We start from the raw sequence: 16,166 nt of genomic DNA, 5'->3' as shown, positions 1-16,166 counted from the left end.
CTAGAGCTGCCGATTTCGATGCCGCCGCACCGCGGCCCTGTTGGCGCAGCGCACCGAGCAGTAGCGCTGGCGGCCGTTGCGGGTCACGTCCACCACTACCTGGGCGCAGGGTTCCGCCTCGCATCGACGAAGCCGCTGCATGCCGCGGGTGGTCAGATGCAAGGCCGTGCCCACGGCGATGACTGATCGCAGAACCTGCGGCAGGCTCTGCCCGTCATCGCGATAATGCAGATGCCAGCCTTCGCCGTCGTGATCCACCATGCGCGGGTATGCCGAGGCGCGGGCCATCTGCCGGTTCAGCAGTTCGGCACGCTGCTCATCCGTTGGCGCGTCCACGATGCGCAGCCAGTCATCGATCACCTCGCGGGTTTCGCCATAGTCATTGCGCCGTTCGGGAAAAGGCATGGTCATGCCCACCTCCCTGGTGCGTTGCTCAATCTCATCGCGATCGCCAGGCCAATTATTGGCCAGGGATGCAGCGAGGAGCACCGCATATTCTCCGTAAGGGTTGAGTTGCATAAGGACATTACATCATGCTGATTTCATGACCACCACAAAATGCATTTCCATGACCGGGCAGACGGTTGTATCCGGCGAACATGAACACCGCTGGGAAATCCAATCAAGCCACAACACCTCGACCGGAATCGTCCACTATCTGCAGTGCCGGCAATGCAAAACCCACCAGATGCGCCAGCTTGGCTTCAGCCACGAGGCAACTTTGTCCAGCAAAGAAGTACGCGCCTAGGAACAAAGTTCCCAGGCGCGCTTCCAGCGGCTATTTCCAGAGGTCCACGATGCTGACTCCGGCCTGGTCCAGCAGGCCGCGAAGAACAAAAACGTCCAGGCCCACGACGTTCTGGAAGTTGCCTTCAATGGACTCGATGAAGGCGGCAGCCAGGCCATCGATGGTGAATGCACCGGCGCAGGGCAGCGGCTCCCCGCTGGCCACGTAGGCCTCGATCTCGGCATCGCTGACGGTGGAGAAGTGAACCACGGTGGAGGAGACCTGGCCTCGGGCCTGTTCCGGATTGGCCGTGTCGATCAGCCAATGTCCCGAATGCAGCACGCCGGTCGAGCCGCTCAGTTGCTGCCAGCGTTCGCGGGCCACCTGCTCGGTATGCGGTTTGCCATAGGCGACGCCGTCGAGCTCGAAGACCGAATCGCAACCGAGCACCATCGTCCCGGCAGGATGCCCGGCGCGGGCGACATCTTCAGCTTTGGCTCGGGCCAGCAGCTGAGCTGTCTGCGCAGGGGACTGCTGGCCGTGCCGGTCAATGGCCGTGGCCAGCACTGCATCCTCATCCACCGCCGAAACCTGGGTGGAGAATTGCAGGCCCGCGTCGGTGAGCACTTTTTTGCGTCCCCACGAGGCGGAGGCCAGTACTAGCCGGGCGGGAGTCCGGGTCTGCGTGCTCATACGGTGGCGTTCTCCTTGGTGTAATCCTGGTCGTAGTCATCGTCAGAGGCTGATTCCTCGGAATCAAGCAGCTCATTCAACTTCGATCCTTCCACATCAACGTCTGGGAGAATCCTATCCAGCCACTTCGGCAGGTACCAGGCCTTGTCTCCCAGCAGATGCATCACTGCCGGGATCAGCGTCATGCGGATGATGAACGCATCGAAGAGCACGCCGAAGGCCAACGCGAAGCCCAGCGGCCGGATCATGGCCAGGTGCGAGAAGACGAATCCGGCAAAGACCGAAATCATGATCAACGCCGCCGCGGTGACCACCGGGGCCGCCATGGAGAATCCGGAGCGGACCGCATCCTTCGCTGGCTCGCCATGTGCGTAGCGTTCGCGCATCGCCGACACGAGGAATACCTGGTAGTCCATGGCCAGGCCGAAGAGGATGCCGGTGAGCAGGATCGGCAGGAAGCTGAGCAGCGGTCCCGGAACATTGACGTCGAAGAAGCCGGAGAACCAGCCGAACTGGTAAACCATGACGCTGGCGCCGAAGGCCGCTGCCAGGGACAACAGGAAGCCGCCAGTGGCCAGCAAGGGAACGACGATCGAGCGGAAGACCAGCAACAGCAGGATCAGCGACAGGCCAACCACAATGCTCAGATAGGGCACCAGCGCGGCCGTAACCTTCTCGGAGACATCAATCTGGGCAGCAACCTGGCCGGTTACCGCGATGTCTGCTCCGGTGGCCTCGGAGAACTCCGAGTAATCTTCACGCAATTGGTGAACCAGGGCTTCGGTCTGTTCCGAGGACGGGCCATCGGTTGGGATGACCTGAATCGCTGAGAGCCGGTGGTTCTCAGTCAAGGCGACCGGGATCGCGGCAACCACACCGTCATAGCCGCGAAGCTTGTCGGCGACATCCAGCGCCTTGGACTCAGCCTGGCGCTTGGTCAGGTTCTCGGGCAGATCAGCCAGGACCAGCAACGGCCCGTTATAGCCGGCGCCGAACTTGTCGCTGGTCTGTTCAAAGGCCTGGAAAGCCTGCGAGTCCGCAGGTTCCGCGCTGCCATCAGGCAGGGCGGTACGCATCTGGGTCGCCGGGAGCGCAATGGCTCCAAGAACAATGACCACCAGCAAGGTCACCGGTACGGCCACCTTGGTCACCATGCGCACCCAACGGGCCGAGAATGGTTCCTTGATGACCGGGTTCTCCGCCAATGCTGCAGCCTTGCGGCGGGCGCGCTTGGAAACCAGCCGGCTGCCGGCCAGCGACAACAACGCCGGCAGCAAGGTGATGTTCAACAACACCGAGCAGAAGACGGTGAAGGCTGCCGAGAGGCCCAGCACGGTCAAGAATGGAAGGCCCGGCACAGCTAGCGCAGCCAAGGCGATGATCACGGTCAAGCCGGCAAAGACCACCGCGTTGCCGCTAGTGCCCACGGAGCGTGCGATCGATTCGCCCACGTCCATTCCGGCCAGCAACTGGGTGCGGTGCCGGTGAATGATGAACAACGCATAGTCGATGCCCACGGCAAGGCCAAGCATCAGCGCCAAGGCCGGGGTAATCGAGGCCATGTCGATCAGCGATGAGAAGGCCATGGTGGTGCCCACGCCGGCTCCCACGCCCAGCAGGGCCAAGAGCAGCGGCAAGCCGGCGGCAATCAACGTGCCGAGCATGACCACCAGGACGATGGCGGCGATCACCACGCCTATGATTTCCGATGAGCCAAAGACCTGGGACATGTCTTGCATGATCTCTTTGGAGAAGAGGACTTCGACGCCATTGGCTTGCGGGCCGGCGGCAATGGCCTTGATCTGCTCGCGGTCAGCGGGCGTCAGCGCATCGGTTTGAATCTTGAAACTCACTTGCGAGACAGCGGTGCTCTGGTCTTCGGAGACAAAACGCATGTCGGAGTTGGCCCCTACCTGGCGCGCAGCAAACTGCAACTCGGCATGGGCGGCTTCCAGATCCTTCTGGCCCTTTTCAACGTCCTTTTCGGCCTGTTCCAGCTCAGCGGTCTTTTCCTTGATGGTTTTTTCGCCGGCTTCGAGCTTCTCCTTGGCCTTGGCCAAGTCGGCCTTGCCCTTGAGGAATTCGGCCTTCTTCTGATCGAATTCCTTCTGCCCGGCATTCAGCTGTGCTCGTCCGGCATCCAGTTCGGCTTGGCCTTGAGCCAGCTTGGCCTTGTTGGCATCAATCTCCGACTTCGCCTGGTCCAGCTGTTTCTTGGCGCCGGCGAGCTGCGTTTTAGCGGCGCTGAGCTTGCTGCTGTTGGCCTTCAGCTCCTTGCGGCCGGAATCCACCTGGGCCTGGCCATCATCGAGCTTCTTGCGCGCAGCATCCAGCTGCTTCAGCCCGGCCTCGCCCTGGGCGATCTTCGCCAGCGCGGCTGTGGCCTGGTCCTTGCCAGCCTGGGCTTTCGAAAGTCCAGCTTCGGCGGCGGCCTTGCCCTTTTCTGCCTCGGCCAGACTGGTCTTGAGTCCGTTCAGGGTTTTGGTGTAATCAGCTACGGCTTGTTCATTACCATCGGCTTTGGCTTGTTCAAGGGCCTGCTCGGTGGACTGGATCTGCGCGCCCAGCGCGGCAATGGCGGATTCGGCCTGGGAGATCCCGGCCTTGGCCTGGGCCATGCCGTCCTCTGCTTCTTTCAGGCCGGTCGTTGCCTTGGTCTTGCCCGTGGCAAGCGAGGACTCGAATTCCGAGCGGGATGCGCCGCCAAGCAGTTGCTGCATGCCGGACTTGTACTCTTGCTCTCCGCTGGTGATTTCCTTTTGCGCAGCATCAAGCTTTTGCTCGCCGGCGTTGTACTGGGCCTGGCCCGAGTCGTAGGCCTTCTTGCCTGACTTGTACTTGGCAAGGCCATCGTTGTACTTGGCTTCGCCGGCAGCCAGCTGCGAGGCACCCGAGTCAAGCTCCTTTTGGCCGGCGTCCAGCTGTGCGCGGCTGTCGGCCAGCTTCTTTTCCCCAGCTGCAATCTGCGGCTCGGCATCCTTGATCTTCTTCTCGCCGTCAAAGTACTGGGCCCAACCGTTGGTCAGGTCCTTGCGGCCGTCTTCGAGCTGGACCTTGCCGTCAGCAATCTGCTTTTTGGCATCATCGAGTTTCTTCTGGCCATCAACCAGTTTCTTCTCATTCTTGTCGATTTCTGGTTGCGCCTTGTCGAGCTGCTTTTGCAGGTCGAACGGGCTCATTGCATCGACAACCTGCGGATGCATGGAAAGCTGTTCCAGGGCTTCGGCGATGGACTTCTGCTGTCCTTCGCTCAGTGCCTTGTCGGTGCTCTCGCGGAAGACGATCGACCCTGAACCACCGGCCAGATCCGGGAGTTCTTCCTTCATTCGGTCCAGCGTGCGCTGGGTTTCCGTGCCAGGCAGCGTGAACGTATTTGAAAGCTGTCCCATGAACAAGCTGGCGCAAACGCCAATGAAGATGAATGCCGCGAGCCACATCGAAATGACGCGCAAACGGTGGCGGTGCGCCCATCGCGCCAGGCGGTAAAGGATTGATGCCATGAGCTTAGATGTCCTTCGAGGTGCTAGTGCAGGTGTTGGTCAGCGGGAAATGGTTGAAGCCTAGTTCCAGGGTGTGCATGGCCTTTGTGACCAGCGTATGGAAGGTGGCAAGCAGTTCCGGAGAGATGTCCATGCTCTGGTTTTGATTGGCTGGGATGTGTTCCATCCATTCATCAAAGGCGGCTTGGCCGGCTCCCAGAAGCGCATGGGTGAGAACCCGGATGGAGAAGCTGTCGGCTTGGGGATATCTGTGCCCAAGCTTCTCAAGAACGTCCATGGTGGCTTGCTGCCACTCGTTCACGTTCGCTGTGATGCAGCCATTGGCTTCATTCCCAATGACGTAAGCGCCAAAGTGCGCCACCTGGCCTAGCTGCTGTGTAACTTCATCTGATTTCAGGGCTTGGATGATCGACTCAAGCAGCGGAATTGAATTGGAAGCCATGCCCATGGACTCCACCATGGAGTCGAGCACCTGATGCAAGGGATAGGAATAGATGGCATCCACAGTGGGGAAGTAGTTGAACAGGGTGCGCCGTGAAATCCCCGCGGCGTCAGCGATTTGATGAGCGGTCAGCGCGGAATCGGCGCCTTGGCGCAAAAGCTGTGCAACGGCGTCGACGATCGCCTGTTTTGTCGCCCGTTTATTTTGTTCTCGGCGGGTACCGGTGCTGAGAGAAGTCACATACTTACACTACGTGCAAACTTGCACGCTGTGCAAGTTGCTGTTTTCTTGCCGCCGGGCTTCGCTGGCGCAGTTAAACAAGCAGGCGCCCGAGCCAAGGAGCTCGGACGCCTACTGGCCTTGAGTCAAGGCTACTGAGCGGTGGCAGGTTCCGCGATTGAATCTTCTGCCAGCGCTGACTCGTCGGCAAATGGGTTGCCGTTGCGAGGGGCGTTGTACATGTCCAGATCCAAAATGCCTTCGCGCTTGGCCACAATGGTCGGAACCAGCGCCTGTCCGGCAACGTTCACCGCGGTGCGACCCATGTCGATGATCGGGTCAACGGCCATCAATAGGCCAACACCGGCAAGCGGCAGGCCCAGGGTGGAGAGCGTCAGCGTCAGCATGACGACAGCACCGGTGGTGCCGGCGGTAGCTGCGGAGCCGAGCACCGAAACGATAGCGATCAAGACGTAGTCGGTGATGCTCAGATCAATGTTGAAGAACTGGGCGACAAATACGGCGGAAACCGCCGGGTAGATTGCTGCGCAGCCATCCATCTTCGTGGTGGCTCCCAGCGGAACGGCAAACGAAGCGTATCCCGAAGGAACACCCAGGTTTCGTTCGGTCACTCGCTGGGTGAGCGGCAGGGTGCCGATGGAGGAGCGGGAAACGAAGCCCAGCTGAACAGCTGGCCAAACACCTGAGAAGTACTGCTTGACCGACAGGCCGTGGCTGCGTACCAGGACCGGGTACAAGGCAAAGAGGACCAGCGCCAGGCCAACGTAGATGGCCACCGTGAACTTGCCCAGCGCGCCGATGGTGTCCCAGCCGTAGGTGGCCACTGCGTTACCGATCAGGCCAACAGTGCCGATAGGGGCAACACGAATGATCCACCAAAGGACCTTCTGGATAATTGCCAGGGCCGAGGCAGAGAATGCCAGGAACGGTTCGGCGGCCTTGCCGACCTTCAGGGCTGCAACGCCGACAGCGATTGCGACCACGAGGATCTGCAATACGTTGAAGCTGACCGAGGTCGTGGCTGCTCCGTCGTCAAGTGAAGTGCTGGCACCGAGGCCAAGGAAATTCGAAGGAACCAGGCCGGTCAAGAATCCGAGCCAATCGCCGGTCTTGCCTGCATATTCCGCTGGAGCTTCCTGCCCGGTATTTGCTCCGGGCTGGAAGGCAACACCCAGAATCATGCCAATGGTTACCGAGATCAGCGCGGTAATGCCGAACCACAGGAGAGTCTGCCAGGCCAGCCGGGCTGCATTGGTGACCTTCGAAAGGTTGGCAATGGAAGCTACTACCGCAAAGAAAATCAGCGGGATGACAGCAGTGCGCAGCAGCGAAACGTAGCTGGATCCGATAATCGACAGGGCGCGGCCCAAGCCATTGGGTTCTTCGGCGGTGCTGCCGGTGTACTTGGCTACGAGTCCCAGGACGAGACCTGCAATCAGCCCGGCAATGATTTGCGGCCCGAAGCTGGTCATCCAACGGGGAAGTTTAGATGAAGGTGCGGCGTTTGACATGCTTTCAAGGCTAGGCGGGGTTTCAACGCCGAGCGCAGTCGATGTTACGCAAAATGACAAATCTGGCTCGAATGTGTTTTTGCCCACCGAATTACCGCGCGGCAGCGGTGGATTTCAGTGATATTCCGCAAAGAATCGTCATGTCCGGTCGCCAACAAAAAACGCGCTGGCGAGCAGCGCCAAGATGCGGTCCTGCGCTTCAAGTGGATTCTCGGGTGCAACATATGGCATACGGCTTGCGGCACCGGCTGTGCAATCAGGCCGGCTTCGATGACTGCGCGTCAAGCTTGGTTGCCGAAACCAGGAGTTCGCGCATGACCAGCATGAGCAAGGCCAAGGTGCCTGACCATGGTGGCGCATGCCAGATCATGTTTGCTTTCCGCTTGAGCATATATTCCAGCTCTTTTCTTCTTGACCTTCGCCATTGATATGGAAGAGTTGGGAGCAATTTCAGCTTATAGCCGCTGTGGTGTGCTGCTGAGCGCACCAGTTGACCGTTAGGACCATTGCCAATGCGTGTATACATCACCAGCATTTTTGTCTCCGACCAAGAGAAAGCCAAAGAGTTCTACACCAGCGTCCTGGGTTTTAAGGTCAAGCACGACATCCCCATGGGCCCCTTCAGCTGGCTGACACTCGTTTCACCCGAGCAAGAAGGCGGAACGGAACTTCTGCTTGAGCCGGCTGAACACAGAGCTGTTTCCCCGTATCGCGAAGCGCTAAAAGCCGACGGGATCCCGGTGACGTCCTTTGCAGTTGATGATGTCCAGGCTGAATACGAGCGCCTGATTGGCTTGGGAGTGGAATTCACCCAGAACCCTACCGAGGCTGGCCCGGTCACTGTCGCGACTTTCGACGATACCTGTGGCAACCTGATCCAGATTTCCAGCTACCAGGGATGAAAAACTGGGCCCGACGTGAGTCGGGCCCAGTTTTTGCCATCCGGGTTATTTCAGCAGTGCGCGCTTGAGGGTATCCAAGCCAACCGATCCCAATTTCAGGGCGGCGGTGTGGAATTCCTTGAGCGAGAAGGCATCGCCTTCCGTGGCCGCGTACTCATCACGGATTTGTTCCCACAGCCTCTGGCCGATTTTGTAGGATGGGGCCTGTCCCGGCCAGCCCAGGTAGCGGTTGTATTCGAAGTCCAGCTGGCCCTTGGAAAGATCCAGGTTCCGCTCCAGGAATTCGTAGCCCTTCTCTGCGTCCCAGGCGCCCTTGCCCCACTGTGGCGGCATCTGCAATCCGAGGTGCACGCCGATATCAAAAACAACTCGAGCCGCGCGCAGGCGCTGTGCATCGAGCATTCCCATGTAGTCGCCGGGGTCATCGAGATAGCCGAGCTGGTGCATGAGCCGTTCTGAATACAGCGCCCACCCTTCGCCTTGGCCCGAAACCCAGCACATCAACCGGCGCCAGCTGTTCAAGGTCGCGGCTTGCAGCTGCGCCGTGCCAATCTGCAAGTGATGTCCTGGCACGCCTTCGTGGTAAACCGTGGTCAGCTCGGCCCAAGTGGTGAACTGGTCCTCGCCTGGTGGCACCGACCACCACATGCGCCCGGGACGGGTGAAGTCCTCGGACGGTCCGGTGTAATAGACCCCTCCGTCCTGGGTCGGGGCGATCATGCATTCGATGCGGTCCATCGGCGCCGGGATTTCGAAGTGCGTTCCCGCTAAATCGGCGATGGCCTGGTCGGCCTTGTCCTGCATCCACTCGCGCAAGGCATCGGTGCCGTTGAGCTTCCGGGCCGGATCCTCGTTCAGTACGCGCTTAGCCTCGTCGATGGTCGAGCCCGGCTTGATTTGCTGGGCGACACGCTGCTGTTCAGCGATGATGCTATCGAGCTCGGCAATGCCCCAGGCGTAGGTCTCTTCCAAGTCGACGGTTGCGCCAAGGAATCGCCGGGACATGAGGGCATAGTATTCGCGCCCCACGGCGTCTTGTTCCGGAGCCTGAGCCAGAAGCTCGGCATCCAGATATTCGGCTAAACGGCGATAGGCGAGTTTCGAGCCTTCGGAACCGCGTTCCAGGCGCTGGGCCAAGGCGGGATCAACGGCACTGCCAGCGACAGCGAGCTGATCAAAGAATCCGCCGTCCTTGGCGTAGTCAATTGATTGGGTGGTGACAATCCGGACCTGGCGCTTGGCGGGAACCATCGAGTTGGCTGCCGAATCACGCAATGATGCAATATAGCCGTCAATGGCTGCCGGCAGGTTTTCGAGCCGCTGGGCGATAAAGGCGAAATCCTCTGCTGACTCCTGGGGCATCAAATCGATGATCGAGCGGATTTCCTGGGCCGGGCTGGCGATGTTATTCAGTTCCGTGCGGCCGGTGAACAGGATTTCCAATTCGAGCCCGAGGCGCTCGGTCATGGCATCGAGGGTGACCTCATCCACGGAATCAACGGGTGCGGCATTGGCCAGGGAACTGAGGGTGTCGCTCAGGAGCCGGATTTGCCCGGTAGTGCCGGCGGGGGAGTAATCGCCATAGGCGGATTCGTAGCCGGGAAGGCCAAGGGAGACACCCCATTCGGGGGTGAGCTCGAGGCTTTTGCGATAGAACTCCTCGGCGATTTTGTCGATCGCAGATGGTTCGCGGTGCGGTGCGGGAGATGTCATGTAGCTAAGAGTAGTTGATATGAAAGATTTGTTGAAGAGTTTTTCCCTGGAACCCCCAAACCTGGATATCCGCAGGTTCCGTTAAAATATTTCGTGAGCGAACGGCCTAGTCACCCGCATGGGGAGAAGTCACCATGGCGCGCTTTTTATCGCATCGATAGAATTGGTTGGCGTTGACTATGCATACGGTGATTAAAAACCATCAGCCGGCGCGCACTCGTACCAGCAATTCAAGGAATGACCTTTAATGGCCAGAACTGCCTCATCCGGTTGGACCGGCATGCTGAAAAGCACCGGTTTCAAAGCAACTGCCATACCGGTAGCTGCGGCCCTCGCCGTCACCGGGGCCATTATCTACCCCGGATTCGAAACCGCTGACGTTGAACTCAACGACGGCGGCGTCTGGGTGGTTAACCAGTCCGAAGGCAAAATTGGCCACGTCAATTACCAGTCGCGCACCATCGATGGTGGCGTAGCTACGCCACTGGCCAGCTACGACCTGGTCCAGCACGAGGAAAACGTGATGGTCCGCAATCTGGAGCAGGCATCACTGACCACCATTGACCCATCCATGGTTCAATTTGCTGGCGACAACAACCTGCCCGCGAACTCGACCTTCTCCTTCGGCTCATCCGTCGTCGCGGTCACCGATGCAGAACACGGCACGGTGCAAGCCAGCTCCCTGGAACATATCGGCGACTTCAAAGGCGAAGGCGCTGAACCCCTGATCGACTCCGAAGGCGACGTCGGAGCCGTGGTGGGCACCGACGACACCATTTGGGCGGCCGATTATGCCGCCGGCATCCTTTCCAGCTTCACCCTGGACAACGACGGCGCGGCCGTCGCCGGCGAGCAGTTTGAAATCTCCGAGCTGACGTCCATGAAGAAGCCGCAGCTTTCCGCAGTGGGAGACACTGCGGTGGTCTTCGACGACACCAGCGGCGAACTGGTCACCTCCGAAGGCGGCAAGGCCACCTTGGAGAATGCAGCCAATGCCCGCATCCAGGCCCCGGGACCGGACTCCGATAACGTGGCCATTGCCCTGGACCAATCGCTGGCCACCGTCTCGCTGTCCGGCAAGGACACCAACTACGAGCAGGTCGACACCGCCGGCACCCCGATTGCACCGGTGCGCGTTGGCTCGTGCACCTACGCCGCCTGGCAGACCAGCGGCGAATACGTGCGATTCTGCGATGATCCCGCTGGAAACCAGCGCACCCTCATCCCGGAAATGACCGAGGGCGCAGAACTGGCCTTCCGCGTCAACCGCGATGTTGTTGTGCTCAACGATGTTCATTCGGGCCAGGTGTGGCTGGCCAACGAGGGCATGGAAATCGTCAGCAACTGGAGCGACCTGGAACCACCGGCCGGCGAAGGCGAAGCCAAGGAAGAAGAAACCAAGGAAATCACCGACGCCATCGAGCTGCCCAACCGCACCGAGGAAAACAAGAAGCCGATCGCCGAAAACGACCAGTACTCGGTGCGCCCTGGGCGCACCACCTTGTTGCCGGTGCTCTACAACGATGTGGACCCGGACGGCGATTTGCTGACCGCGGCCATTGAAGGATCCTCCCCGTCCTTGGGGGCCATCCAGCCAGTGCATGATGGCACCGGCTTCCAGATTGTGGTCCCCGAGGATGCCAAGGGATCGGCCAGCTTCAACTACACCACCAAAGATGGCCGCGGCGGGCAGGACACCGCCTCCGTGAAGCTCAATGTGGTCGGCGACGACACCAACAAGGCACCGGAACAGCAGCGCACCACGGTGCTGCGCGTGCAGCAGGGCGAATCGGTAAGCCACAACCTGCTCACCGACTGGACCGATGCAGAAGGCGATGACCTGCGCTTGCTGGGCGGAACCTCCGAGGGCGACGACGTGATCCGCGTCCAGCCCGATGGCACCATGACCTTCCAGGACGATGGCAAGAAGCTGGGGCAAAAGGAAGTCGCCATCCAGGTCTCCGACGGCCAGGAAAGCACCAAGGGCCGTGTCCTGGTGGAGGTGATGGCGGAATCCACCATCAAGCCGGTGACCGCCACCGACCACGTGGTCACCAATATCGGCGAATCGGCAAGCTTCAGCCCGCTGGAGAACGACACCGACCCCACCGGGGACGGACTGCGCCTGGCCGGCGTTGATGACGTTCCCGGATTGGAACTGGCCTCCAACGCCCAAACCGGAGCCGTCACCGTCAAGGCCGAGCGTGCCGGAACCTACTACGTGGAATACATGGCCACCAACGGCCCGGCCAGCGCTCCGGGCCTGGCCCGCATCGACGTGAAGAAACCCGAAGAGCAGGCCGCCGACCCGATCGCCGTGCGCGATGTCGCCCTGCTGCCGGCAGGCCAAGACGTGCTGGTCAACGTCCTGGGCAACGATACCGACCCGGCCGGCGGCGTGCTGGTGGCCACCGGCGTGCAAAGCGCCACGGACAAGCCGTTCTCCACGAGCATTGAACGCAACACCTTTGTGCGCATTACCGACGTGCGCGGCCTGACCGACCCCACCACCATCAGCTACACCGTCTCCAACGGCAGCCACGAAGCCACCGGTTCCATCCGGGTCATCCCGATTCCCGCGCCGCCGCGCATGGACCCGCCGCAGGCCAACCCGGATACCGTTACCGTTCGTGAAAACGACGTGGCCACCGTCAAGGTGCTGGAAAACGACATCCACCCCAACGGCGGAGAACTCACCCTGCGCCCGAAGCTGGAAGAAACCGAGGGCCTGGGCGAAGGGTCCATCATTTCCGTCGCCGATGACACCGTCCGCTTCCGCGCAGGCGACTTCGGCGGCAAGGCCAAGCAGGTTTCTGCCGTATATACGGTCGCTGGCCCCGATGGCCAGGAAACCAGCGCTACCGTGACCTTCAATATCCAGCCCGCGGCCGAAGCCAGCGACCTGGAAAAGAACAGCCCGCCAAATCCGGAACCGGTCACCGGCCGCGTATTTGCCGGCTCCAGCACCAACGTGCAGGTGCCAATCGACGACATCGATCCGGACGGCGACTCGGTGTCCCTGGTGCAGTTCGGCGACTCGCCGCGCCTGGGAACCGCCAAGATCCGCGATGGCTCCATCGACTACACCGCCAACCCCGATGCTTCGGGCACCGACGAGTTCAGCTACGTCGTGGAAGACCGCCTCGGCGCCCGCGCCACCGGAACCATCAAGATTGGCGTGGCTCCGCTGGCCGATACCAATAACTCCCCGGTCGCGGTCAACGACTTCCTCACCGTGCGCCCGGACCGCCCCGTGGCCGTGGACGTCATGGACAACGACACCGACCCCGATGGGGATCCCATCGCCCTGATGAGCGATGTTTCCAGCGAATCAGGCGCGGATGTGAGCGTTGCCGATGGCCGTGTGCTGCTGACCTCGCCACCGGATGACGGCAGCATTTCGGTGCGCTACATGATTTCCGACGGCCGTGGCGGCACGGCGGCCGGAACGCTGAGCATCAAATCCGATCCGCAGGCCCAGCTGCTCGCGCCTATTGCCCGCGACGACCGCGTGTCCCTGGAACAGGTCATCGAAAACGACGAGATCACCGTGGACATCCTGCGCAATGACGAGGACCCCGATGGCAGCGCCGATGAACTCAAGGTCAGCCTGCCGGATAACCCGGGCAGCGCCAAGGTGACCGAGGATGGCCTGGCGATCACCGCCGGTGAACAGCCCCAGGTCATTGCCTATTCATTGGAAGACGCGGATGGCTTGACCTCCACCGCCTTCGTGCATGTTCCGGGAACCGCTGGCGCCCGCCCGATCCTGCGCAGCGGCCTGAAGCTCGAAGTGCAGGCCGGTGAAACCCTGCCGCTGAACCTCGAAGACCTGGTTCTGGTCCGCGAGGGGCGCAGCCCGCGGCTGACCACCGAGGAATCGGTGGCCTCCATGCCGGAAAACGATGGCGAATTGGTCAAATCCGCCACCGAGCTCTCCTTCCGCGCACCGGTTGATTTCGACGGTTCGGCCACGGTGAGCTTCGAGGTGACCGACGGCGAGGGACCTGACGATGAAAAGGGCCTGAAGTCCAAGCTCACCGTGCCAATCAACGTCACCCCGGCCCCGGGCCAGGACAATAGCGACGAAGAACAAGACCAGAACGAGGACGGCAAGAGCAAGGAAGAAGAGGAAGAAGAGGAAGAAAAGCAGCCCGACGAGAAGAACTTCGCGCCAACGCTGCAGTCCAACTCGCTGTCCGTCGGACAGGGCGAGGAACCTGCCCTCCTGGATCTTCGCATGGCCGCCAACGACGCCAATGAAGAAGATGTCCCGAAGCTGAAGTTCGCTGTCGGCTCGGTGGAAATCCAGGGTGTTGACGCCCAGCTGGTGGATGGCCACACGCTGAAGGTCAGCGCCGACGCCTCCACGCCCAAGGGCACCAGCGGCACCGTCTCGGTGACGGTCAGCGACGGGGTGAACCCGCCGGTGGCAGCGAATATGAGGGTGACCGTCACCGGCTCCAACCGCGAATTGCCGGTGGCAGTGGCCGATAACGTCGCCGATGCCGCCCAGGGCAAAACCGAAGTGGTTGACGTCCTGGCCAATGACCACAACCCGTATGCCGACCAGGGCCCGTTGCGCCTGATCAATGCCCGCGCCCTGCAGGACACCGGGAATGTCGAGGTCAAGGGCGACAAGGTGGCGATCACCCCGAAGGACGACTTCGTGGGAACGATGCGCGTGGAATACACCATTGGCGATGTCACCGAGGATGTGGCCCGCAACGTCATCGGCACCGTGACCCTGAACGTCAAGGGCGCACCGGAAGCACCGGGCCTGCCACGCGTGCAATCCACCGGCGATGAAAAGGCCGTGCTGCAGTGGGATCCGCCAGCCAACAACGGCTCGGCCATCACGCACTACACCGTCACCGGCGGCGGGCACACCCAGCAGTGCGCCACCACCACCTGCACCATCACCGGCTTGACCAACGACAAGGTCTACAACTTCACCGTGACCGCCACCAATGCGGTCGGCGAATCCCCGGCCTCAGCCCAGTCCGCCGATGCGCGCCCGGATGTCGAGCCGGAGCAGCCTGCTGCGCCGACCGGCACCAGCGGCGATACGCAGGCCGCGTTCAAGTGGACCGCTCCGGTCAGCCGCGGTTCGGCGATCCAGAGCTACACGCTGGAAATCTCCCCGGCCCCCGGCAACGGGATCACCCAGGTCACCGGAATCACCGGAACCTCGTACGTCTGGAAGGGCCTGAAAAACGGCACGGACTACCAAGTCCGGGTGCGCGCGGTCAACAAGGCCGCAAAGCCCTCGGTCTTCAGCGCCTACTCTGCTGCGGTCACCCCGGCCGGAAAGCCGTTCAAGCCATCGGCGCCGACCGCGGCCCGCAAGGAATCCGCGGTGGACGGCGGCGTGGTCAACGTGGCGTGGACTGCACCGGGAAACAACGGTGCACCGATCACCGGGTACACCCTGCGCGTATTCAAGTCGGGCACCCTGGTCAAGACCGTGGGCTCGATCTCGGCCGACCAGCGCAGCCAGAGCGTCACCGGCTTGAGCACCTCCGGCTCCTACACCTTCACCATTGCCGCGAGCAACCGGGTCGGCGCCTCTGCACAGAGCTCGCCTTCGGCAGCGGTCACCCCCTACGGGCGGCCCAAGACCATCTCGTCGGTGGCCGCCAAGGCCACCGGCGCCTACCGGATGGTGCAGCTGAACTTCCAGGCTCCGGGATCCAACGGCTCGAAGATCACCGGATACCAGTACTCCACCGACGGCGGGGCATGGAAGTCCTTCGGCGGCCCCGGCGCGGTGATCGACACCGGATCGAACGGCACCGCCCACACCTGGCGCGTCCGGGCGCTCAACGCTGCCGGCGCGGCGTCGCCGAGCCCGGCCAGCAACCAGGAAAGCGCCTACGGCCCGTTGCGCGATAACGCCAATATCTCCGCTTCGCACGGAGATGACTGGATCACCTTCAATTGGAACACCAATGCAGGCGAGGACAATGGCCGCACCGTCAGCCAGACCGTGAAGATCGGCGGAAACAATACCAAGAATGACGGCACGCAAAAGGTGACCGGCCTTGGCTACTCCACCGATCGCACCATCAAGGTCATCGCCAGCGATAACGCTGGGCAGTCGCGCTCCTGGTCCAAGACCGAAAAGACCAACCCGAAGCCGGCCCGTTCGGTGACCCTGTCCAAGGGGCCGAACTACAACGGCTACTCGAATTCCACCTGCGACCCGGATTGCTACAAGTACCACGTGGAGCTCTACAACTTCGCGCCAGGCACGCATACCTATCTGGCCCAGTGCTACCACTCCGGCGGCATGTTCTCCGATAACAACGTGACCTTCAACGTCAACGGCAACGGCCGGGCCTCCGCGGACCTGCCTTGCGTGATCGAGCCGGGCTGGTCCGAGCCGTACTACGCCGTCATCGATGGCACGCAATCCAACAAGACCACCTTCTAGCC

At 61.4% G+C, this 16,166-nt stretch carries 10 protein-coding genes; 3 read left to right on the top strand and 7 right to left on the bottom strand.

The genetic code is table 11. The features are described from left to right. The gene (locus tag H6F58_RS05515) at positions 1-519 is read right to left on the bottom strand and encodes a CGNR zinc finger domain-containing protein (protein WP_195181280.1); all 519 of its coding nucleotides are present in this window, start codon (positions 517-519) and stop codon (positions 1-3) included. A 25-nt stretch (positions 520-544) separates the two neighbouring features. Here H6F58_RS05515 and H6F58_RS05510 point away from each other — a divergent pair, with 25 nt between their 5' ends. Further along, a complete protein-coding gene (locus H6F58_RS05510; protein WP_206693474.1) occupies positions 545-748 on the top strand; it encodes a hypothetical protein in 204 nt (67 codons plus the stop codon). 30 nt (positions 749-778) lie between these two features. On the opposite strand, the gene H6F58_RS05505 is transcribed toward H6F58_RS05510, so the two are convergent. The 5 genes from H6F58_RS05505 to H6F58_RS18295 all read right to left on the bottom strand — a co-directional run bounded on the left by H6F58_RS05505 (position 779) and on the right by H6F58_RS18295 (position 7,504). Then, complete coding sequence (locus tag H6F58_RS05505; protein WP_146277862.1) at positions 779-1,420, bottom strand: nucleoside triphosphate pyrophosphatase; 642 nt, start codon at positions 1,418-1,420, stop codon at positions 779-781. Next, entirely contained in the window at positions 1,417-4,920 is a 3,504-nt protein-coding gene (locus tag H6F58_RS05500) for an MMPL family transporter (protein ID WP_146277863.1), read from the bottom strand. Before H6F58_RS05500 ends, H6F58_RS05505 begins: the two co-directional genes overlap by 4 nt. Before the next feature lie 4 nt (positions 4,921-4,924). Continuing rightward, complete coding sequence (locus tag H6F58_RS05495) at positions 4,925-5,602, bottom strand: TetR family transcriptional regulator (protein WP_146277864.1); 678 nt, start codon at positions 5,600-5,602, stop codon at positions 4,925-4,927. A 131-nt stretch (positions 5,603-5,733) separates the two neighbouring features. Next, positions 5,734-7,113, bottom strand: a complete 1,380-nt coding sequence (locus H6F58_RS05490; protein WP_146277865.1) for a dicarboxylate/amino acid:cation symporter — start codon at positions 7,111-7,113, stop codon at positions 5,734-5,736. A 256-nt stretch (positions 7,114-7,369) separates the two neighbouring features. Continuing rightward, positions 7,370-7,504 carry a hypothetical protein gene (locus H6F58_RS18295; RefSeq protein WP_261382926.1) on the bottom strand — a complete coding sequence of 45 codons (135 nt, stop codon included), beginning with the start codon at positions 7,502-7,504 and terminating at the stop codon, positions 7,370-7,372. A gap of 121 nt (positions 7,505-7,625) precedes the next feature. On the opposite strand from H6F58_RS18295, the gene H6F58_RS05485 reads away from it, so the two are divergent. Beyond that, positions 7,626-8,015, top strand: coding sequence for a VOC family protein (locus H6F58_RS05485; protein WP_146277866.1), 390 nt, complete (start codon positions 7,626-7,628; stop codon positions 8,013-8,015). 45 nt (positions 8,016-8,060) lie between these two features. On the opposite strand, the gene H6F58_RS05480 is transcribed toward H6F58_RS05485, so the two are convergent. Beyond that, positions 8,061-9,728 carry a DUF885 domain-containing protein gene (locus H6F58_RS05480; RefSeq protein ID WP_195181279.1) on the bottom strand — a complete coding sequence of 556 codons (1,668 nt, stop codon included), beginning with the start codon at positions 9,726-9,728 and terminating at the stop codon, positions 8,061-8,063. A 247-nt stretch (positions 9,729-9,975) separates the two neighbouring features. Between H6F58_RS05480 and H6F58_RS05475 the strand changes: the two genes are divergently transcribed. After that, the gene (locus tag H6F58_RS05475) at positions 9,976-16,164 is read left to right on the top strand and encodes an Ig-like domain-containing protein (protein WP_195181278.1); all 6,189 of its coding nucleotides are present in this window, start codon (positions 9,976-9,978) and stop codon (positions 16,162-16,164) included. The last annotated feature ends 2 nt before the right edge of the window (positions 16,165-16,166 follow it).

The organism is Glutamicibacter sp. FBE19 (assembly GCF_015524875.1).
Taxonomy (GTDB): Bacteria; Actinomycetota; Actinomycetes; order Actinomycetales; family Micrococcaceae; genus Glutamicibacter; species Glutamicibacter halophytocola.
This window is presented reverse-complemented; position numbering and strand designations above follow the sequence as displayed.